20 protein-coding genes and 1 riboswitch are annotated in these 18,781 nt (G+C 63.8%); of the genes, 2 read left to right on the top strand and 18 right to left on the bottom strand.

Translation table 11 applies throughout. The features are described from left to right. Positions 1 to 27: 27 nt before the first annotated feature. From FJ428_RS04420 to FJ428_RS04475, 12 genes are all read right to left on the bottom strand, one after another. Positions 28 to 624 (bottom strand): thioredoxin family protein, encoded by a 597-nt coding sequence (locus FJ428_RS04420; RefSeq protein ID WP_140878990.1) that lies wholly within the window; start codon positions 622 to 624, stop codon positions 28 to 30. Positions 625 to 870: 246 nt separating this feature from the next. Continuing rightward, positions 871 to 1,317 (bottom strand): DUF126 domain-containing protein, encoded by a 447-nt coding sequence (locus FJ428_RS04425; protein WP_140521548.1) that lies wholly within the window; start codon positions 1,315 to 1,317, stop codon positions 871 to 873. Then, positions 1,314 to 2,564, bottom strand: coding sequence for an aconitase X (locus FJ428_RS04430; protein ID WP_140582300.1), 1,251 nt, complete (start codon positions 2,562 to 2,564; stop codon positions 1,314 to 1,316). Before FJ428_RS04430 ends, FJ428_RS04425 begins: the two co-directional genes overlap by 4 nt. 58 nt (positions 2,565 to 2,622) lie before the next feature. Further along, entirely contained in the window at positions 2,623 to 3,687 is a 1,065-nt protein-coding gene (locus tag FJ428_RS04435; RefSeq protein WP_140582303.1) for an ABC transporter ATP-binding protein, read from the bottom strand. Beyond that, positions 3,687 to 4,475: an ABC transporter permease gene (locus tag FJ428_RS04440; protein ID WP_140878991.1), complete on the bottom strand. Its 789-nt coding sequence runs from the start codon at positions 4,473 to 4,475 to the stop codon at positions 3,687 to 3,689. The genes FJ428_RS04435 and FJ428_RS04440 overlap by 1 nt, the downstream gene beginning before the upstream one ends. Beyond that, a complete protein-coding gene (locus tag FJ428_RS04445) occupies positions 4,475 to 5,344 on the bottom strand; it encodes an ABC transporter permease (protein WP_140499913.1) in 870 nt (289 codons plus the stop codon). The genes FJ428_RS04440 and FJ428_RS04445 overlap by 1 nt, the downstream gene beginning before the upstream one ends. 65 nt (positions 5,345 to 5,409) lie before the next feature. Next, complete coding sequence (locus FJ428_RS04450; protein WP_140499914.1) at positions 5,410 to 6,471, bottom strand: ABC transporter substrate-binding protein; 1,062 nt, start codon at positions 6,469 to 6,471, stop codon at positions 5,410 to 5,412. A 40-nt stretch (positions 6,472 to 6,511) separates the two neighbouring features. Beyond that, positions 6,512 to 7,495, bottom strand: a complete 984-nt coding sequence (locus FJ428_RS04455; protein WP_140521544.1) for a PfkB family carbohydrate kinase — start codon at positions 7,493 to 7,495, stop codon at positions 6,512 to 6,514. Then, a complete protein-coding gene (locus tag FJ428_RS04460; RefSeq protein WP_140499917.1) occupies positions 7,492 to 8,544 on the bottom strand; it encodes an ADP-ribosylglycohydrolase family protein in 1,053 nt (350 codons plus the stop codon). Before FJ428_RS04460 ends, FJ428_RS04455 begins: the two co-directional genes overlap by 4 nt. Positions 8,545 to 8,547: 3 nt before the next feature. Beyond that, positions 8,548 to 9,273, bottom strand: coding sequence for a GntR family transcriptional regulator (locus tag FJ428_RS04465; RefSeq protein ID WP_140878992.1), 726 nt, complete (start codon positions 9,271 to 9,273; stop codon positions 8,548 to 8,550). Positions 9,274 to 9,750: 477 nt separating this feature from the next. Beyond that, entirely contained in the window at positions 9,751 to 9,915 is a 165-nt protein-coding gene (locus FJ428_RS04470; RefSeq protein WP_023757858.1) for a DUF3309 family protein, read from the bottom strand. A gap of 306 nt (positions 9,916 to 10,221) precedes the next feature. Next, complete coding sequence (locus FJ428_RS04475; RefSeq protein ID WP_246675767.1) at positions 10,222 to 10,830, bottom strand: isoprenylcysteine carboxylmethyltransferase family protein; 609 nt, start codon at positions 10,828 to 10,830, stop codon at positions 10,222 to 10,224. A gap of 296 nt (positions 10,831 to 11,126) precedes the next feature. Between FJ428_RS04475 and FJ428_RS04480 the strand changes: the two genes are divergently transcribed. Beyond that, positions 11,127 to 13,529 carry a tetratricopeptide repeat protein gene (locus tag FJ428_RS04480; protein ID WP_140878994.1) on the top strand — a complete coding sequence of 801 codons (2,403 nt, stop codon included), beginning with the start codon at positions 11,127 to 11,129 and terminating at the stop codon, positions 13,527 to 13,529. Positions 13,530 to 13,697: 168 nt separating this feature from the next. Here the strand turns inward: FJ428_RS04480 and FJ428_RS04485 are convergent, their stop codons facing one another. The 4 genes from FJ428_RS04485 to FJ428_RS04500 all read right to left on the bottom strand — a co-directional run bounded on the left by FJ428_RS04485 (position 13,698) and on the right by FJ428_RS04500 (position 16,939). Next, positions 13,698 to 14,720, bottom strand: a complete 1,023-nt coding sequence (locus tag FJ428_RS04485; RefSeq protein WP_140521542.1) for an ABC transporter substrate-binding protein — start codon at positions 14,718 to 14,720, stop codon at positions 13,698 to 13,700. Next, on the bottom strand, positions 14,713 to 15,480 hold the full coding sequence (locus FJ428_RS04490; protein ID WP_140878995.1) for an ABC transporter ATP-binding protein: 768 nt from the start codon (positions 15,478 to 15,480) through the stop codon (positions 14,713 to 14,715). Before FJ428_RS04490 ends, FJ428_RS04485 begins: the two co-directional genes overlap by 8 nt. After that, on the bottom strand, positions 15,477 to 16,232 hold the full coding sequence (locus FJ428_RS04495; protein WP_140500165.1) for an ABC transporter permease: 756 nt from the start codon (positions 16,230 to 16,232) through the stop codon (positions 15,477 to 15,479). The genes FJ428_RS04490 and FJ428_RS04495 overlap by 4 nt, the downstream gene beginning before the upstream one ends. 98 nt (positions 16,233 to 16,330) lie before the next feature. After that, on the bottom strand, positions 16,331 to 16,939 hold the full coding sequence (locus FJ428_RS04500; protein WP_140878996.1) for a YkoF family thiamine/hydroxymethylpyrimidine-binding protein: 609 nt from the start codon (positions 16,937 to 16,939) through the stop codon (positions 16,331 to 16,333). Beyond that, positions 16,930 to 17,043, bottom strand: a riboswitch (TPP riboswitch). (Overlaps the previous gene by 10 nt.) A gap of 218 nt (positions 17,044 to 17,261) precedes the next feature. On the opposite strand from FJ428_RS04500, the gene FJ428_RS04505 reads away from it, so the two are divergent. Next, positions 17,262 to 17,579 (top strand): hypothetical protein, encoded by a 318-nt coding sequence (locus FJ428_RS04505; protein WP_140515911.1) that lies wholly within the window; start codon positions 17,262 to 17,264, stop codon positions 17,577 to 17,579. Positions 17,580 to 17,717: 138 nt separating this feature from the next. Here FJ428_RS04505 and msrA read toward each other — a convergent pair whose 3' ends face one another. After that, positions 17,718 to 18,236: a peptide-methionine (S)-S-oxide reductase MsrA gene (gene msrA / locus FJ428_RS04510; protein WP_140878997.1), complete on the bottom strand. Its 519-nt coding sequence runs from the start codon at positions 18,234 to 18,236 to the stop codon at positions 17,718 to 17,720. Positions 18,237 to 18,420: 184 nt separating this feature from the next. Continuing rightward, positions 18,421 to 18,732: a hypothetical protein gene (locus FJ428_RS04515; protein WP_140500166.1), complete on the bottom strand. Its 312-nt coding sequence runs from the start codon at positions 18,730 to 18,732 to the stop codon at positions 18,421 to 18,423. Positions 18,733 to 18,781 lie beyond the last annotated feature (49 nt).

An 18,781-nucleotide genomic window follows, 5' to 3' on the forward strand; every position in this document is an offset into this window, starting at 1 on the left:
GGATGCTCTGCGAAGGAGTGCGAGGCGCTAAGCAGCGCGCGCAGCGCCCGAGAACCACGCCGGCTCATTGCCGGCGCTCCATTTGATGTTGCAGCCGATCGACGGCACCTGGCCGGCGGCGGGCCTGCCGCCCTCCAGCACCGCGTCGACCGCCGCGCGCAGGTCGTTACCCGTCACCGCCTTGCCATTGCCCGGCCGCGCATCGTCGAACTGGCCATGATAGGCAAGCCGCCGGTCGGCGCCGAACAGGAAGAAGTCGGGTGTACAGGCCGCGCCATAGGCTTTCGCCGTCTGCTGCGAGGCATCCTTGAGATAGGGGAAGGAATAGCCGAATTTCTCCACTTCCTCGCCGATGCGGGCCAGCGTCTCTTCGGGATGCGCCTCATGGTCGTTGGCATTGATGGCCACCACTTGCAGCCCCTTGCCCGCATATTCCCTGGCGAAAGCGGCAAGCTGCTCGCGGATCAGCACGACGAAAGGGCAGCGGTTGGAGATGAAGGCGACGAGCAAGGCGGGCTTTGCATCGAAATCGCCGAGCCGGTGCGGCACGCCTTGGGCGTCGGGCAGCAGGAAATCGGCCGCTTTGGTGCCAAGCTCGATCGAGTTGGATTCTGTCTTCGGCATTGATGCGCTCCCTTCTTGCTGCCGCTCAGACGGACCATGCCGTGCAGCGCCGGACGAAGTTAGTCTATGAATTTAGTAGAATTATAGGCTAGACAACCCGCCTCCGGTCAACCGCGCCGCTTGGAATATCCTGCCAATGTTTCGGGCCGGGCGAAAAGTTTGTTCGAACGGAAGGCCGTTTTGAAAGAAATGAGATTTGGCGGGGAGCGAAGCGCCAACTGCCTTCGTCGTCCGCGTCGAGCTTGGTCAGGAAACGGTTTCCTTGCGGACAATTGCCCTGTCCCCGCCGACATCGATCGCGATCCGCTCGCCGGAAACAATGCCGTCAATCTCGCAGACCACCAGCGGCATGCTGATCCCGTAGAGAAATTCCGCGACGATGGCGCCCACTGCCAGGATCGGGTCAGGCCGTTCCAGGAGGATGCCGGCCGGCGCCGTGCCCCTGCGGATTGCCTCGGCCAGCACCGAGGATGAGGACGAGGAGCCGCGCCCGCTCGGCATGATCAGGATTTTCCCGGCGACGTTCTGGCCGAGGCCAGGATGCGAGTGATCCGTTATGTCGCCTGTCGTGGCATCAACGCCGCCCCAGAAGCTTAGCGGTTGCGAGAATACCAACGCCCGACCCTCGGCACTCCCGGCCAGTTGGAAGGTGCCGGATCGCTGGACGACGCCCGGTTCCACCGGCGCGGTCATGACGCGCCCCGCACGACATGCCCCACCGCGGCGGAGCGGATGCAATCCGCCATATCCGCGAACGCAACCGTCACGCCGATATTGCCCGGAGCGTAATGCGCCCATTTGCCGGAATTGGTCATCACCACGCCGTCGAGCCGTTCCAGAATCGCAGTGACATAGGTGCAGGTGTCGGCGACAGGGATCAGGCCGAACGCCTGTGTGCCATCAAGCGCGCCCTCCTCCTGCAATCGCGTCAGCGTCGCGCGACCGGTGTTGACATAGATCGGGATGCCCCTGCCCGGCGCGATGGCACGCAGCAAAGGTAGCAGGCGCATCCATTCCGCATGCGAGAAATGCGGAGTGCCCAGCGACACGGCCGCCAGCGGCGCCCCGTCGGGTACGCGCGACAGCTTGGCCAGTGCATGATCGATATCGGCGCGCGTGATGCGGATCGTCTCTTCCGGCGCTTGACCATGGAACGCCTCGTCGAGCGTTCCCGCTTCGGGCGTGATGCCGACCGCATGGAACAGCGCCACGGCGCCGGTAGTCGCTGCTGCCGCGCCCAGCGCCTTCAGCTGGTCCTCGTCGCGCGGCCGTGGCAGACCTGTGACAACCGGAACGCGATCGCCGCTGGGTTGCCCGATGATCAGTCCGACGCCGACGAACAGGGCGTCGCTCGGCTCTGGCTCAGCAAAGTCCAGCTCGAACAGGATGCGGCCGCGCCGGTTCTCGCTCAGATGCAGGCCCCAGGCCGGCGCGCGGCCCGTCATGGCGCAGCACAGGTCGATGAAATCGCCATAGCGGTTGGTGCGCGCGCCGATCACCGAATTTGCAAACACGATGGCGTTGGATTCGCCCCAGGCGATCTGCTGCCCGAAACCTGGCCGGAACCGCGTCTGGTAGGGCGCACAGGTGAAGGTCGCCTGGCAGCCGAGCTCGATATGCGCCTTCATCAGCCGCCGCGCCGGCGCTTCCTCCGCCGCCGGCATCTTCACCATGCCGGGATGGATGAGATCGAATGAGCCGACATTGAGCGTCGTCGGCACCTGCACGCGGCCGCCGCCCTCGACCAGCCGTTCGACGAAATCGAGCCCTGCCGTGCCATGGTAGAGGCAGCCATCGATATGGGCGCCGGCAATGTCGAGGAGGCTGTCCGCTCCGACGGCTTTGGAAAAGGCGACGAGGATCTTCATGGCCGCGGCCGCCGACGGCCCTTGCTCGCCGTCGAGCATGGATTGGTCCTCGGCAGTCAATTCCAACGTCATTGCCGCTCTGGCCCCTACTCGATCTTATGGCGCGAAGGAACGCCAGCAGTTCAGTGAACTACCCCGCAGGGATCAACACCGTGCTCTGCGGGGACCAGCGTAGTACGACATGCTGACCTTCCGCCAGCCTGTCAGCGCCGGTGTTCTGGACGATGACCTTCAGCGTCTGGCCGGCACGCTCGACAAAGTAGGTGCTGTTGTTGCCGGCGAAGATGCGTTTGCAAACCTGGCCCTTCAGTATGTTGGCATCGCCGTCCGAAGTTCCGGCATCCAAGGCAATCCGAATACGCTCCGGACGCACGGCGCAGCTTGCCTTTGCGCCGGCGGCAAGCCTGGCGCCGGCCCCGGCGGCGATCGTCGTGCCGTCCGCCAAGCGGATGCCGTTGCCGGTGGTATCGCCGCGAAAGATGTTGGCATCCCCGAGGAAGATGGCGGCGAATTCGCTTTTCGGCCTGTCGTAGATCTCCTCCGGCGGCCCTTCCTGCACCAGCCGGCCATAGCGCAAGATACCGATGCGGTCGCTCATCGTCAGCGCCTCTTCCTGGTCGTGGGTGACGAAAATGGTTGTGATGCCGATCTCGCGCTGGATGCGCTTGAGCTCGATTTGCATGTCGACGCGCAGCGCCTTGTCGAGCGCGCCGAGCGGCTCGTCGAGCAAAAGCACGCGTGGCTTGGTGACGATGGCGCGCGCCAGCGCGACCCGCTGGCGCTGGCCGCCGGAGAGCTGATGCGGCTTGCGACCGCCGAGCGAGCCGAGCTGAACGAGGTCGAGCGCGCGTTGCACCTCGGTGGCAATCACCGCCTTGGCCTCGCCGCGCACCGACAGGCCGAAGGCGACATTGTCGGCGACGCTCATATTGGGGAACAGCGCGTAGTTCTGGAACACCATGCCGATGCGCCGCTTCTCGACCGGTACCCGCTCGACGCTCTCGCCGCCGATGGCGATGCGGCCGCTGTCGGGAAAATCGAAGCCGGCGATTTGCCTGAGCAGCGTGGTCTTGCCGCTGCCTGATGGCCCAAGCAGCGCGTAGAAGCCGCCATCGACGAAATCGATCGAGACGTCGTCCAACGCCTTGTGCGCGCCGAAGCTGCGCGAGACGTTTGATACCTGGACGCCCGCCATTATTTCTCTCCGCCGAATTTGAAGAAGCGCGCTGTGAGCAGCATCAGCGCCATCGACACCACGATGATGATGGTGGAGACCGCGTTGATCTCGGGCGTGAAACCCTTGCGGATCGCGGCGTAGATCTCGACCGGCAGCGTCGTCTGCCCCGGCGTCGCCAGGAAGTAGGACACCACGAACTGGTCGAACGACACGGCGAACGCAAACAAGCCGCCCGCGATCACACCCGGCATGATCCACGGCAGCGTAACCCGGTTCGTCACCTGCCACTGATTGGCCCCGAGCGAGCGTGCCGCCTCTTCCAGCTCCGGCGCGAAGGTTTGCAGCCGGGCCGAGACGACGACGATGACATAGGGCAGCGCCAGCGCGACATGGCCGAGCAGGATGGCGAACAGGCCGCGTCCAATGCCGATGCCGAAGAAGAAGATCAGCATCGCCGTGCCGGTGATCAGCCAGGGAATGGCGATCGGTGGGAACAACAGCGCCTGCAGGAATTTCTTGCAGCGGAATTCATTGCGGTAGAGCGCCAGGGACGCCGCCGAGCCGAGCACGGTCGAGATGACCGTGGTGATGACGGCGATCTCGATGCTGTTCCAGGTGGCGGCGATGAGCTGGTCGTTCTGCCACAGCGAGGCGTACCATTCCGTCGTCCACTCGAATGGCAGCTGGTAGAATGGCGAGACGTTGAACGACATCAGCGCCATGATAATGATGGGCAAATACAGGAAGGCGAGCAGCACCGCGATATAGAGGCGGCCGAGCCACTCCAGGATACGCGTCGTCGCCATCACGCCACCCTCCGCAGCACCGGTGCGGCCAGCGCCAGAATGATCAGCACGACGGCCAGCAGAATGAAGGAGAGTGCGGCCCCCAGCGGCCAGTTGAACACGGCGACGAACTGGTCCTCGATCACCGTGCCGTAAAAGGTGCCGCTGCGGCCGCCGAGGATCCGCGGCTCCATGAAGGAGCCGACGACGGGCACGAATATGAGGGCCGCGCCCGCCACCAGGCCCGGCATCGATAGCGGGACAATGACCCGCTTCAGCACCTGCAGCCGCGAGGCGCCGAGCGAGCGTCCGGCCTCGAGCAATGAATCGTCGATCGCCTGCAAAGTGAGATAGCAGGTCAGCACCATGTAGGGCACATAGGAGTGCACCAGTCCGATGATGATCGCCGGATAGGAATACATGAGGTCGATGTTGATCTTGAACGGCAGCACAGCGTTGAGCGCGGTGTCGAGAATGCCGCCTTCGCGCAAAACCATCGCCCAGGAGAAGATGCGCACCAGCCCGTTCGACCAGAACGGCAGGATGACGAGCAGGAAGATCGCCTCGCGGCTGCGCCCCTTCAGCACCTTGGCCAGTACATAAGCCGCGGGATAGCCGATGACGATGCACCACAAGGTCACCTCGAGGCCGAGGCGCAGCGAGGCGAGCAGCAGCGTCAGGTAAAGGTTCTGCGAGAAGAAGGCGGCGTAGTTGCCAAGCGTGAACGCCCACGGCTTTCCCGTCAGCGGCAGGTCGGTCATGAACGAGAAGAACACCATGGCCGACAACGGCAGGAAGATCGCCACCGTCAGCCAGAGATAGGCGGGCGCCAGCAGCGGCAGTGCCGACCTCAGCCCGCCGCGCACTGCGACCGCACCCTCTGCTGCCATGCTATCCTCCTCCCCGGATTGGAAGGACCAACCGGCGCGAACGCCGGCTGGCCCTGGCGCGGGTTTTACTTCACGTCGACCTTGAGCTGCTGCCAGAGCGTAAGATAAGCTTCGCGCTGCGCATCGGTGATCGGAGCCTGGAACTGGATGCGCTTGGCGACTGTGGGATCACCCATCACCTTGCGGTTGAACGAATCCTCGGGCAACGCTTCCACCGCCTTGGTGTTGGCCGACACCGGTGCACCGACCTTGGTGACCCATTCGACATAGAATTTCGGATCGATCATGTAATTGATGAAGGCTTCGGCGCCCGCGACATTCTTGGAGCCGACCGGGATGGAGAAGGCGTCCAGCCAGGCGACGGCGCCTTCCTGCGGGATCACGAGCGAGACCGGCAGCTTGAAATGCGTCTTGGCGCGGTCGGCCGAACCGCTCCAATAGGTGCCGATGTCGATCTGGTTGGAAGCCACCATCTGGTTCCAGTCGTTCTCCGAGCTCCAGAAGGTCTTGATCTGCGGCATCAGCGAGGTGAGCTTCGTCTTGACCGCGTCCATATCCTTGATGTCGTTGATGTTCTGGCCCGTCGCGATGGCGCCGAACTGCACCGCCTCGACGGCGTCGTCGCGGATGACGACGCGGCCCTTGTGGGCGGGATTCCACATTTCGGCGATCGACGTCGGCGGCTTGTCGAAGGACTTTTCGTTGATGGCAAGGGCGGTCAGGCCCCACACCCACGGCACGCCATAGACCTTGCCGTCATGGTCGAGCATCGGCGAGTTCGCCTTGTCCTTGCTGATATCGGCATAGTTGGGCAGCTTGGAGGTGTCGATCGGCTGGATCAGCTTTTCAGCCATCGCCTGGTCGTTGAAGGCGGCGTTGATCATGACGACGTCATAGAGGCCGGGATTGGTGCGGATCTTGGTCAGCATTTCCTGTTCGGAATTGAAGAAGTCGTTGACCACCTTATGGCCGGTCGCCTTCTCGAAGGCGGCGATCGCCCATGGCTCGTCGGCGCCGTAGCCCTTCCAGTTGAGCACGTGCACTTCATCGGCCTTGGCGGCAAAAGTAAGTGCGGAGGTGAAGACGGCCGTCGCCGTCAGCAGGGCAGTAAAGTCAGGCATGCGCATGTTCGTTCCTCTCTTTTGTTTGCCCGCTTCCCGGGCTTAATCAGGCTGTCTGATGGGCCTTCCGGTTCTGGCCTCGCGCGCCGGTCGAGCCACCGTCGGCATGGCTCAGGAAAGTCCGGATCTCCGCGTCTGTGGGCGCGGATGAACCGCCATGGCGAGTGACCGAAATGGCCGCCGCCGCATTGGCGTAGCGCGCCGCCTCGAAAGGCAGCATGCCGCGCGCGAGCGCACTTACGAAGGCGCCAATATGAGTGTCGCCGGCGCCGTTGGTATCGACCGCCGCCACCTTGAAACCGGGAATGGTCCCGGCGGAACCGTCCGCCAGTCGGATATGGCAGCCCCTGGCGCCGCAGCGGATGACGACGCCGTCGGCCTTGGGACAATGATCGGCAAGCAATCGCGCCGCAAGGGCGTCGGCATCGCCCGGGCCGGCAATGTCGGCGGCTTCCGTCGTATTGCAGCTCAGCCAGGTCGTGCGGGCGAGCACCCGCGACAGGGTGGCGCGCGAAATGTCCGAAACGACCGGCGTCGGGTCGAAGACAAGTGGAATGTCCGCCGGCAGCGTCTCGATCCAGTCGGTGAGCGCGTCGCGGCTGCCGGGATAGCTCAGCGTATAGCCTGACGTGAACACCCAATCCTCGGTCGAGACCAGCACCGGAGCCATCATGTCGAGGCTGAGCACGCTCTCCGCCCCCGGCCACGACACGAAGGTGCGTTCGGCATCGCTGGAGATCATGGCGACGCAGTTGCCGCTATCCATCAGAGGCGAAGGCTGCGTCAGAATGTTGATATCTTCGACGGCGAAGGCGGCGCGCAGGAAGTCGCCATTGGGTCCGCTGCCGAGTTGGCCTGCGAATACCACCTTCATCCCGGTGCGGATTGCCGCGACCATCATGTTGAAACCGCCACCGGCGACCTGCGCATAGCTCGAAGCCGTCTTCTCCGTGCCCGGCGCCGGCAAGGCATCGATACGGTAGACATAGTCGACCACCGCGCTGCCGATATGGACGAGACGCGCGCTCATGCCGCCGCGTCCTTGCCGGGGCCGGCCTGCTCCAGGCGACTGTGCGAGGTCCGCGCCGCGACGAGATCGGCGGCGAGCGCACGAACGCCCGCCATGTCAAAGCCTTTGAGGCGGGCGATGCGGTCCTGCGGCAATCGTGAAAGGCCGGTGCAGGCGCCGGCCATGCCTGCGGCGATGGCGCCGATCGTGTCGGTGTCGCCGCCGAGATTGGCGCTGATGACCGCCGCTTGCCAAGCATCGCCGCCGGCGACCTCCAGCACAGCAAAAGCGGCCGGAACGGACTCCTGGCTGGCAACGCCGGTGCCGACCAGATCGGTGATCAGCCGGACCGCGTCTCGTGGCGCCTTGCCGCGGATCAGATCCTGCGCCCAGGCGACGCGCGCGGCGATGTCGCCGCCGGTCACCCAGTGGCCGTGTGTCGCCCCCCGCCTCGCCGCCGCGACGGCGCTGTCGGACGCGGCGCGCCAGTCGCCGCCGGCGATGCCGCGGCTGACGGCGGCCGCGACCGCCGCGGCGGAGGCAATGGCGATCGAGGTGTTGTGTGTCGCCCGGCAGGTTTCGGCCACCTTGTCGACGAGCGCATCCAGCGGCTCCGGCTGCATCATGATGCCGAGCGGCGCGATGCGCATGGCCGCGCCATTGGTGTCGCCGCCGCGCCCAGCCTCCTCGGCTGGCACGCCCTTGTTGATGGCGTCGATGGCGCGCTTGGTCGACGGTCCCAAAAGGTCGTAGCTGCCGCGCGCCTTGACCTCGCGCTCCCAGTCGAGCAGCGCGTTGACCCAGCGCGCATGGTCGAAGCGGTCGCCTGAGGCAACCAGGATGCGGCCGAGCAGCAGCGCCTGCTCGGTATCGTCGGTGATAGTCCCGGCCGGCAGCCCTTTCGACACCGGATGATCGGCAAAGGGCGAGACGAAATCCTCGACATGGCCGTAGAGTTCGGCGATACGCTGAGGCGACAGAAGCTGCGTCGGCATGCCGAGCGCGTCGCCCAGCGCCCCGCCGACGAGCGCACCCATGGCGCGGTCCATCTCAAGCTCGTTCTCCGGCATCGCTCAGAACCTCATATGCAGCGCGAAATGGGCGGGATTGAGCAGGCTGGTGACATATTCGACCGGCCGCTCATCGGCCGCGCGCGTCAGGCGACGGCCACGCAGGAAGGGTGTGCCTTGCGCGCAGCCGAGGATAGCGGCGTCATGGATGTTCAACATCTCGATGTCGACCCACTCCTCGCCATGGTCGGGTACAAGCCCCGCTTCGCGCAGCGTCTGGTGCAGCGAGCCTTCGCGCAGGCCGCGCAGCGGCACGTCCTCCAGCTCGGGCGACAGCGGCAGGCGGCTGCGTTCGATGGAGATGGCATGGCCGTCGCTGGCATTGGTGCGAACCCGGTCGACGGCGATGAAGAGCGGGCTTTCGATGCCTAACAGCACGGCAAGCTCGGGGTCCTCGATCACCTCCAGTCGCAGCGTCCGGGTATCGGCGTTGGCGCCGGCATTGGCCAGCGCGCGCGACCAGCCGATCGCATCATCGACAGGCTTGCCGTCAAAGGTGACGAAGGATCCGATGCCGACCTTTGTGGTGATCAGCCCGCGGCTGGACAGTTCCTCCAGCCCCTTGCGCACCGTGTTGCGGCTGACGGAAAAGCGTTGGACGAGTTCATTTTCGCTTTGCAGACGGTCGCCGAAACCCAGCACGCCGGAACGGATCTCGTGTTCGAGAACGGTAGCGATCTGCTCGGGCTTGCCCGTGCCGGGAGACAGTTTGATCGCGCTCCGCTTCATATAAGTACCTGTATAGTGAACCTGTCTAACCTTGTTTAATCTCCTCGTATAGCGGGCTTGTCAATGGGACGGGTCATGTGCCCCGATGCACTGCTTTCGACGATCAGCCGGCCGCAGGCGGCAACGAAGAAGGAATTTCCCCAGTGCTGGACGCGTCGCACCGTGTCGCGATCCTGCTCCGGTGACCCTAGCGGCAGAAGAAGGAAAGCCCGCTCCGGGAACCGGGGCGGGCCTTGGAGGAGGACAAGGGTGGGACCTCTCCTCTTGCTTTCCACGGGGGGGTGTGGACCGAAATCACCTTACGGGAGTTTCGCCAGAGGCCCGATCACAAGCCTGTTTGCCCGCATCACGATCCGGTGCGCACCGGCATCGACATTGGTCACGGGATCGCGATCAGCGACCAATGCATGTCGCCCAAACAATGCATGTCGCCCAAAAGCGGCTCTCGCCTTGTGAGAACGACGTGCACGACGCGCTTTAGATGCGTCCGAGCACGACCAGAATAATGACGATCAGCAACACAAGCCCCAGCCCGCCGCCACCATAATAACCGGTTCCGTAGAACGGACCGCCGCCGAGGCCGCTGAAGCCGCCGAGCAGGGCGAGGATAAGGATGATGATAAGGATGGTTCCAAGACTCATGGCTTCCACTCCCGCAGGCACTTGCGCGCCGGTTCGGCAGTTCTGGGTTGAGAATGTTGCTCACAGACAACGCTTTGAACGCGTTCGCGTTCCACCTAATGCATGACGTCGAGATGCTGACGGCGCAATTCGTGCCGCAGTCGTCCCGCAATTGCGGGTTTTCCGATCGGCCGAAGCCGGGAGAGCGCGGTCAAAGCTTCACGGCTGGTTCCGCGCGTCCATCCGGCGCCGCCATCTCAGCGGTGGGCGATCCGCAGGCAGAGCTTCACCGATCGCGGTCATAGGCCCGGCAGCGGCCAGGGATTGTCAGGCGATCCCGTAGAATAACCTGTAGGGTACGCGATTCATGTACTCGCGATACTCCGGCAAGGTGGCCAACAATGCCTCTTCGCGCAGAATACGATACAGCTGAAGGAAGGTGACCACGGCGTAGACGGCGAGATTGTAGAAGGAAAAAGCCGACAGCAGAAACAGGACGTGACCAGCAAGATAGCCGGCATAGATCGGGTGCCGCACCAGCCGATAGGCGCCAGCGGTCATCACACCGCGATTGGCAGGCAGGATGGCGAAGGAACGGCCCAGGGATATCTTGCCCCAGATGACGAAAGACAGCGCCAGCAGTTGCAAAGGCGCGGCGACATAGATCGGGATGATAGCCGCGCCCGGTTCGAGACTGATGAGGGCGGCGCCGAAACTGGCAGTCACGGAGACGATGACGATAAGCGGGTTCCAGTCACGCACCACCGGTCGCCGCGAGAGGAGCAGCCAGGTAAAGGTGAGGATCTCGGAAATCGCCACGAGCGCGACATTGAGCCGAGTCGGATCTTGCACCAGCCGATACACGCCGCCGTAGACGAACAACCCGGCGCAAGCGAGCGCGCAGGCGCGAAAGAAGCCTTCGCGCAGATCGACCATGATTTCGTGCTTGCGCGCGGCGGAGAAAAACCCGTCCTCGTCGGCACGTGAAAGCGTTTCACTTTTTGACATGAGCAAGGCAAATACCCGGTGACCCCTCGGGTGAGCTTTGCACGCAACTATTGCCGGGCAGTTAACCCGCAGATCGGATCGACATCAGGTCGACTTATCTTCGATCGTGCATTGTCAGGTTGCGAGAGCGGGTTTGCACTTTATGCTTGCATTTCAGGAACAAATAAGGAACAATGAAAACCCTAGCTGCCAAGGCGGATTAAAGTTTTGGGGGGACCAGCGATATGATGAGGTGGAAGGATGCGGGGCTCCTCGCCGCCGCGATCGCGCTGACAAGCCTTGCGCCCGACCGGTGGCCCTCAGCCGGGCTTGGCGCCGCTCTCGCCCGGAACACGCCTGCGCTCGCAGCCGAGAAGGATTATGCAACCTGCTTCGGCGAGGACATCGAGCCGGACAAGCGCATTGTTGCCTGCTCCGCGATTGCGGAGGACGCCGCAGAGCCAGCGCGCAGCCGCGCCACAGCCTATTTCCAAAGGGGCGTCGCTCTCGGCGACCAGAAGCAATACGACCGATCGATCGCCGACTACAGCGAGGCGATCGCGCTCGATCCGAACGACGCTTCCGCGTATCTCAACCGCGGCGCCGACTGGTTCAGCAATGGAGACGACGACCGTGCGATCGCGGACTTCAACATCGCCATCAGCCTGGAGCCGTCCTCCAGCGATGCCTACAGCAACCGTGGCCTCGCCTTCCTGCACAAGGGCAAGACCGACGCGGCCATCATCGATTTCCAACAGGCAATCGAGGCGGACCCTCAGAATGGCAAGGCGCATGCGGGCCTGGGCATCGCCTGGGACAGGATGGGCGACCCGAAACAGGCCCTGGCCGAGTATGACGAGGCGGTCCGTATCGATCCCAACAACATATTGGCCAATGTCAAACGCGGTATCGCCCGCGCCGCCGAGAGTGAGTTCGATCCCACTGTCACCGATGACGATGCTGAACAGGCGCCCGGCGAGGACTTATCCGCCGCCAAGGATACGACCAGCAATCGCGCAGCCGCAAAGACCTTGATCGAGCGTGCGGGGATGCGGCTGTCGAAATATGGCCTCGAAGGCGCGCTTCTCGATTTCGACAAGGCGATCAGCCTCGATCCCGACAATGCGGACGCCTATCTCGGGCGCAGCCGCGCAAGGACACTCAAGGGAGACAGCGCCGGAGCGGCGGCGGATTGCCTGCGCGCCATCGAGCTTGATCCGACGCGGGCAGGAAGCTGCGGCGCTCAGCTCGCCGCCGACCAAAGCAAGCCGGCACCGTTGCCGGACACCCAACAGCAAAAGCAGCGAGCCGTCGTTCCGGATATCACTGCTACCCAAGACACGCTGGCCGCAAGGGTTCTGGAGGCGACCGATCCGCGCGCCCTCGAAGCGATCCTTGGCGGCGATGCCTTCCTGGACATGGGCAAGTACGATCAGGCGATCGGCGCCTACAACAAAGCGATTGCGCTCGATCCGAACAACCGGTTCGCCTATTACGGCCGCGGCAAGGCCCAGGCCGCCAAACGCGTTTACGAGCAAGCGATCGCCGATTACGACACGGTCATCCAGCTCGCCCCCAATTTTGCTGCGGCTCATTCTCGCCGGGGCCTCGCCAAGATCACGTCAGGCGATGCCGAAGGCGCTCTTGCCGATTGCAGCCGGGCTTCAACACTCGATCCAAAAGCGCGCGACGCCTACTTCTGCATGGGCATGGCCTGGCACGCCAAGGGCGACGCGGGGCGCGCGATTGCCGCCTATTCGGTAGCCATCGAGATCGATCCGAAAGACGACGCCAGCCATTACGGGCGCGGCATGGCGCGTGCTGACAGGAAGGACTATGACGAGGCAATCGCCGACTTCGGCCAGGCGATCAAGCTCGATCCCGACAATCGCGATTACGCAGTCGCCCGCAAGGCGGCTGTGGCTGCGAAGGGACAGGGCGATATGGCCGCCGCCACGCTCGGCGCCGTCAGCTCGGCGGCGGCCACCGCCAGTTCAGCCGCCGGTTCGGCCGCACCGAGCGATACTGATTCGGCCGCCAAGGCGCTTTTCGCCAAGGGTCGGAGGCTGTATGAGAAAAATGACTATGACGGCGCCATAGCCCTGTATGGCAAGGCGATCGCACTGGTCCCGGCATTTCATGACGCCTATCTGGCCCGGGCCATGGCTTGGGAGGCCAAGAACGATTATGCTCATGCTGTTGCCGACTACACGCAGGCGATCGCGATCAATCCGAATATAGCCGAGACCTACTACAGTCGCGGCCAGAACCTCAGTTTCCAGGAAAACTACGACGGGGCGTTTGCCGACTTCGAAAAGGCCATCAATCTCAACCCCGCGGACGCAAGGGTCTATGCCGATCGAGGCCTCCTATGGATGGGAGGGCACGAGGACGTCGCCGCGCTGCACGATTTCGAAAAGGCCATCAGCCTCGATCACAAGAACCCCTTTGGCTATTTCGGTCGAGGCGTGCTCCGAACCAGCAGAGCGGACTATGAAGGGGCCATCGCGGATTTCAGCCAGGCGATAAGGCTTAAGCCGGATTTCGCAACCGCCTACGAGGCGCGGAGCCGGGCGTGGGAAGCCAAGGGCAACCGCAAGCGTGCTCAGGCCGATCGCAAGAAGGCACTGAGCCTTGGGGTAGATTAGACGGGCTTTTCGGGAGGGCGCGGATTTTGCGTTGGAGTGGTTTGGGCGTAATGGCAGTCGCCGCTCTGTGCTTTATTGCGGTAAAGGTTTTGCCTTGGGCGCAGCTCTGACGAGGCTGACGAAAGGCAATCAGCTTGAGCAGCGCTGGCGCCCGATGCGGTTTGATCCCTACCCCAAATAGAAGTTACTGAAATAGTTGCCAAAATCCGGTTGCCGGGCAACGGGCTCGCCGTCCCCGTTCCGGAGGATGCCGGCGGCGAAGAGATAGGAACCGATCGCTTCCATCTTGGCCGGGTCCATGCTGCCTATGGCGCCGTTTCGCCGGCGCAGATAGTGCCCGTCGATCAGCGTCTTCAGCGAGGCGTGGATCAATGCCGGATTGGTCAGGGCGTCCTTGTTGGCGGCGATCAGCAGTGTGGCCGCTTCTTCGGGATGATCGACGGTGAACTGGTAGCCGCGCCGCGTTGCCCGTATGAAGCCCGACGCCAATTCCGGATTTGCACGCAGATACGCATCGCTAGAGGAGATCAGCGTGGTGTGCTCGTCGGGCACGCCGTAGTCGGCATAGACGAAGCTTCGCTGTTTGACGCCTTTCAGTTCTGCCTCGACGCCTTCCCAGGTCGAGACCTCCAACGTGAAGTCGACCGAACCGTTGGCCAGCGCCTCATAGGCGGACGTGCCGAGCGTCACCGTTTCGAAAGCCCCCTTGCCGCCGTCGTGACGGATGATGGTCGAGATCAGCGCGTTTTCCCAGGCACTGCCGAAACCGCCATAGGTCAGGCCGTCAAGATCCCTGGGGGTTTTGATCTCGTCACGCGCTGCATTGAACACCAGCCGTCCGGTTTCGGACTGCACCACGGCATAGACCGCCTTGAGATCGGCGCCGGCGGTTTTCTGGGTGAAGAGGCCGATGGAGCCGTTGATGCCGAAATCGGCAACGCGGTTGGCAACCAGCGTGCCTGCACCGGTATCGCTGTAGGGCAGGATGTCGACCTCGAGGCCGGCCTCACTGTAAAACCCTTTGTCGCGAGCGACGAACAGGCCGATATGGTTGGTGTTGACCGTCCAGTCCAGCGCCACCGTTACTTTCCGGGCGGCCGCCTGGGCAAGAGATCGGCCTGGCCGGGCTACAAGGGGAAGGCCGGCAGCGGCAGTGAGCAGCAAGGCTTGCCGGCGCGTCAGGTCAGTCATGGTCCGTGTCCTTCTGGTGGCTCGGGTTGAGGAGGATGTCGAGGATCTCGGCTTCGAGGGTGCCGGCCTGCCGTGCAGCGCCGCCGGCCAGTTCGCGTGGACGCGGCAGCGGCACGGTGATCTCAGCGACGACGCGCGCCGGCCGCGCCGAAAGCACATAGATGCGGTCGGACAGGAACACAGCTTCGCGCACGTCGTGGGTGATCAGCAGCGCCGTCCAGCAGTGGCGCCGCCACATCTGTTCCAACCAGCGTTGCATGGCGGCGCGGGTCAGCGCATCGAGTGCGCCGAACGGCTCGTCGAGCAGCAGCATATCGCGTTCCTGCACCACGGTGCGCAGCAAGGCCGCGCGCTGGCGCATGCCGCCGGAAAGCTGCGCCGGAAAATGCCGTTCGAAACCGGCAAGCCCGAATTCCTCGAACAGCGGAGCAACGTGAGCGCGGGCAGCCTTGCGCCTGACGCCTTGCACCTCAAGCCCGAGCGTGGCGTTGTCGAGAATGCGCCGCCAAGGCATCAACGCGTCGCGCTGCGGCATGAAAGCGAAATGCCGGCCGTGGTCATCGAGCGGCTTGCCGTCGAAGAATATCTCGCCCTCGCCGTGAAGCGCGCCGGTCAGAAGCTGGAACAGCGTCGACTTGCCGGCGCCGGAGGGGCCTAGAATGGAGACGAATTCGCCGGCGCCGACGCTGAGCGAAATGTCGGCAAGCACGTCGAGTCCTTCGAAGGCCTTGCGCACATGTCGCAGTTCGAGCCGGTTCATCGCCACGGCCCCTTTCCTGCGGCCCGCCCGCCGGCGGTCCGTTCCCATGGCATGGCAAGGCGCTGGACCAGCATCGTCAGCCCGAACAGGACGAGCGTCAGCACGGCGCTGACGGCGACGGCGGCCAGCACCAGGTCCGGGCGGAAGTTGTTCTTGGCGTTGAGCATGTAGATGCCGAGGCCCTTCGCCGCGCCCGCATATTCGGCGAAGATGGCGCCCACGACAGCATAGGTGATCGAGATCCTGACACCGGCGAAGAAGTAGGGCAGCGCCGAGGGCAGCCGCGCCAGGACGAAGACACGCCAGCGCCCTGCCCCCATGGCGCGCAGCATTTGGCCGATCTCAGCCTCCGTCGCCTCATATCCTTCGGCCAAAGCCACCAACATCGGAAAGAAGGTGACCAGCGCCACCAGCATAATCTTGGGCATCAGCCCAAAGCCGAACCACAGCACCACCAGCGGTGCAATCGCCACCAGCGGCAAGGTCTGGCTGACCACGAAGACCGGAAAAAGGGCGCGCCGCAATGGCTGGGAGAAGTCGATCAATATCGACAGCGCAAAGGCACCGCCGAGCGAACAGGCAAAGCCTGCGAGCGTGGCACGGAGGGTTGGCACGGCGTTATCGGCCAGCGCGTGCCGGTTGAGCATTGCCTGAGCGAAGACGCGCGATGGCGCCGGGAGGATTGTCGGCTTGATGCCACCAAAGCGCGCATAGAGTTCCCACGCGGCTAGCAGCAGCCCCACCGAAAGCATCGCCGGAGCGGTTCTGGCGATGAGGTCCACGATCGGACGCGAAGGGGCGGACGGGGAGGACACGCAGGTACCCGGAGCGGATGGCGCGGGGCGCGCCGTCAGACGGCGGTGGGGCTGTTGGCCGAGACGGTGACGTCGAGCGTTACGTGGCCGGCACCCGGCCCGAAGCGGCAAAAGGCCTCGTTGAGTGCGGTAAAAATGGCGCCTGCGTCGCCGCGCAACTTTGTGCAGAAATGCTTGGAGCGCTCATATACGCCCGACTGCTTCAGGAAGTCGATGCAGCCATAGATCTCGTCCATGTGGTCGTCGGTGCCCATGACATAAAGCGAGAACTGCGCCGCCGCCGGCTGGCCGGTGGCGGTCACGCCGCGCACGGCGGCGATAGCGGCTTCCTTGCGCGGGCCGAGCGGCCCGGCAGGTCCGCCAAACGCGTCGGAGCGGCAGATCGGATCGTCCGGCTCGCCCGGGCAGCCGCGCGAGATGGCGGCCGAAAGCACGCAATGCTTGCCGCTGCGCGCTGCCGCCACGAACAGGTCGCGCATGGCAGGAAACAGCACCTCGGGCGGTCCGACCAGCAAGGTCGAGATATCGTCGGTCTCGATCCGCAGTCGATCACGATAAGGGTCCAGTGCCCCGAGCGCGCCAAGGATGACGCCGACAAAATCGCTGGACATGGGATATAGGGAAATCTGTGCGCCTGAAAACATCGCCCGCCTCGCTCCGCTGGTATTACCCAGATCAGCTTCTAGGGTCTGTGGGCTTGCCGCCCCCGTCTCAGCCCCGACCGTACGGAGCACCCCTGTGGATGGACGCGTTAAAGCACCAATCGGGCGGCTATGAAAGCTGTTTTTTCAGGACCATCGCCGGAAATGCATTGCGCCAGGCCTGATTTATGGGCGGTTCCGTCGGGCCCGGTCTTGAGGGAAATTTGTCCGGAACCTTAGCCACGACGAGTGGTTGTCCCTATAGTCGCAAACGCGACGAACTTCGTGGAAACGAGCGAAGACTTCACAGAAATGGAGACAAACCATGCTCATGAAAATCCTCGCAGCTTCGGCTCTTACCATTGGTCTCGCGACTTCGGCGATGGCGCAAAGTGCTGGCGGAAACGGCGCCAATAATGGGCCCGGCAGCGGCCAGTCGGTCACGGTCGACCCGAACACGCCGGCATCGCCGAACACGGTGGATCCTGGCACGACCGGGAGCACGACCGTCATGCCCGACGGCATGAATTCGAACGCGGACCGGAACTGTCCGGCCAGCCCACAAGGTGCTCAGCCGGATGCCAGCCACACCGCTCCGGGCACGGCTTCGCCGACCGTCAACGACAAGCATTGCGGCAAGTAGCCACTCGCCGAAACTGCTGGAGAATGCCACGGGGCGCCTGTTCCGTGGCGTTTCCGTCTCTTTATGTTTCACCCTCGCCGAACAGGCAGGCGCCTGAGACGTAAACCGCCATCGGCCTTCGTCTCGGTTCGGGGGCGTCTACGAAACAGCCTTTTCGCGAACCGGCAGCTTCCAGCCCGGCCTGACGAAATGACAGGTGTAGCCGTTCGGGTATTTCTGCAGATAGTCCTGATGCTCGGGTTCGGCTTCCCAGAACGCGCCGGCCGGAGCCACCTCGGTGACCACCTTGCCGGGCCACAGGCCCGAGGCGTCGACGTCGGCGATGGTGTCTTCGGCGACGCGCTTCTGCTCATCGCTGGTGTAGTAGATCGCCGAACGGTAGCTCATCCCCACATCGTTGCCCTGGCGGTTGCGTGTCGTCGGATCATGAATCTGGAAGAAGAACTCCAGCAGCGTACGGTAGCTCAGCTTGGCGGGATCGAAATTGATCTCGATGGCTTCGGCATGGGTGCCGTGGTTTCGGTAGGTGGCATCAGGCACGTCGCCGCCGCTGTAGCCGACGCGCGTGGACAGGACGCCCGGGATGCGTCGGATCAGATCCTGCATGCCCCAGAAACAGCCGCCGGCAAGCACCGCGCGTTCGCTTGAAGTCGCCATATCAAATCTCCCCAAAGCAACTCCGGGGAAAGGTTGTAGCCGTTTCCGTCCGGAATTGCGCACGATAAAACTGGAGGCCCAGCGCTATGACAGCCGCTCCAGGATTTCCCATAGATGGGCATTGTCGTCGGTTTCGTCCAGTCGACGGGCGCGTCCTGCTGCCGATCACCACGGACGCGCGGCGTCACTCCCCAGGCCTGAACCTGCGCACCACGACCTCGAATACGATATCCGATATCCACATCGCGCAGACGCCGATGAGGAATGCGGCCGCCAGGGTCGTGGTGTCGTCATTGGCCATCGGCAGGCCCATGGCGCGGGAATACTGGACCACGGGCAGCGTCAGATAGGCGGCGGCTAGCGCGCCGCAGATCGGCGAGGCCACCATCTCGCGCGGTTTGTAGCGGTGGCGCGACAGCGCGCGCAATATGCCGCCGGAAAGGCCGGCGACCACCACCGGCACCTTGATACCGAGCAGGTCGAAAAGATCATGCATCATTTCATTGTCTCGCGATCAGGAAACAGAATGACCGATCCGGCACCGA

The organism is Mesorhizobium sp. B2-8-1 (genome assembly GCF_006440955.1).
Classification (GTDB): domain Bacteria; phylum Pseudomonadota; class Alphaproteobacteria; order Rhizobiales; family Rhizobiaceae; genus Mesorhizobium.

Bases quoted from the DNA above. Each gene is read 5' to 3' on its own strand.
- FJ428_RS04420 (WP_140878990.1), bottom strand. From the start codon at position 624: ATGCCGAAGACAGAATCCAACTCGATCGAGCTTGGCACCAAAGCGGCC.
- FJ428_RS04425 (WP_140521548.1), bottom strand. From the start codon at position 1,317: ATGACCGCGCCGGTGGAACCGGGCGTCGTCCAGCGATCCGGCACCTTC.
- FJ428_RS04430 (WP_140582300.1), bottom strand. From the start codon at position 2,564: ATGACGTTGGAATTGACTGCCGAGGACCAATCCATGCTCGACGGCGAG.
- FJ428_RS04435 (WP_140582303.1), bottom strand. From the start codon at position 3,687: ATGGCGGGCGTCCAGGTATCAAACGTCTCGCGCAGCTTCGGCGCGCAC.
- FJ428_RS04440 (WP_140878991.1), bottom strand. From the start codon at position 4,475: ATGGCGACGACGCGTATCCTGGAGTGGCTCGGCCGCCTCTATATCGCG.
- FJ428_RS04445 (WP_140499913.1), bottom strand. From the start codon at position 5,344: ATGGCAGCAGAGGGTGCGGTCGCAGTGCGCGGCGGGCTGAGGTCGGCA.
- FJ428_RS04450 (WP_140499914.1), bottom strand. From the start codon at position 6,471: ATGCGCATGCCTGACTTTACTGCCCTGCTGACGGCGACGGCCGTCTTC.
- FJ428_RS04455 (WP_140521544.1), bottom strand. From the start codon at position 7,495: ATGAGCGCGCGTCTCGTCCATATCGGCAGCGCGGTGGTCGACTATGTC.
- FJ428_RS04460 (WP_140499917.1), bottom strand. From the start codon at position 8,544: ATGCCGGAGAACGAGCTTGAGATGGACCGCGCCATGGGTGCGCTCGTC.
- FJ428_RS04465 (WP_140878992.1), bottom strand. From the start codon at position 9,273: ATGAAGCGGAGCGCGATCAAACTGTCTCCCGGCACGGGCAAGCCCGAG.
- FJ428_RS04470 (WP_023757858.1), bottom strand. From the start codon at position 9,915: ATGAGTCTTGGAACCATCCTTATCATCATCCTTATCCTCGCCCTGCTC.
- FJ428_RS04475 (WP_246675767.1), bottom strand. From the start codon at position 10,830: ATGGTCGATCTGCGCGAAGGCTTCTTTCGCGCCTGCGCGCTCGCTTGC.
- FJ428_RS04480 (WP_140878994.1), top strand. From the start codon at position 11,127: ATGATGAGGTGGAAGGATGCGGGGCTCCTCGCCGCCGCGATCGCGCTG.
- FJ428_RS04485 (WP_140521542.1), bottom strand. From the start codon at position 14,720: ATGACTGACCTGACGCGCCGGCAAGCCTTGCTGCTCACTGCCGCTGCC.
- FJ428_RS04490 (WP_140878995.1), bottom strand. From the start codon at position 15,480: ATGAACCGGCTCGAACTGCGACATGTGCGCAAGGCCTTCGAAGGACTC.
- FJ428_RS04495 (WP_140500165.1), bottom strand. From the start codon at position 16,232: ATGCTTTCGGTGGGGCTGCTGCTAGCCGCGTGGGAACTCTATGCGCGC.
- FJ428_RS04500 (WP_140878996.1), bottom strand. From the start codon at position 16,939: ATGTTTTCAGGCGCACAGATTTCCCTATATCCCATGTCCAGCGATTTT.
- FJ428_RS04505 (WP_140515911.1), top strand. From the start codon at position 17,262: ATGCTCATGAAAATCCTCGCAGCTTCGGCTCTTACCATTGGTCTCGCG.
- msrA (WP_140878997.1), bottom strand. From the start codon at position 18,236: ATGGCGACTTCAAGCGAACGCGCGGTGCTTGCCGGCGGCTGTTTCTGG.
- FJ428_RS04515 (WP_140500166.1), bottom strand. From the start codon at position 18,732: ATGCATGATCTTTTCGACCTGCTCGGTATCAAGGTGCCGGTGGTGGTC.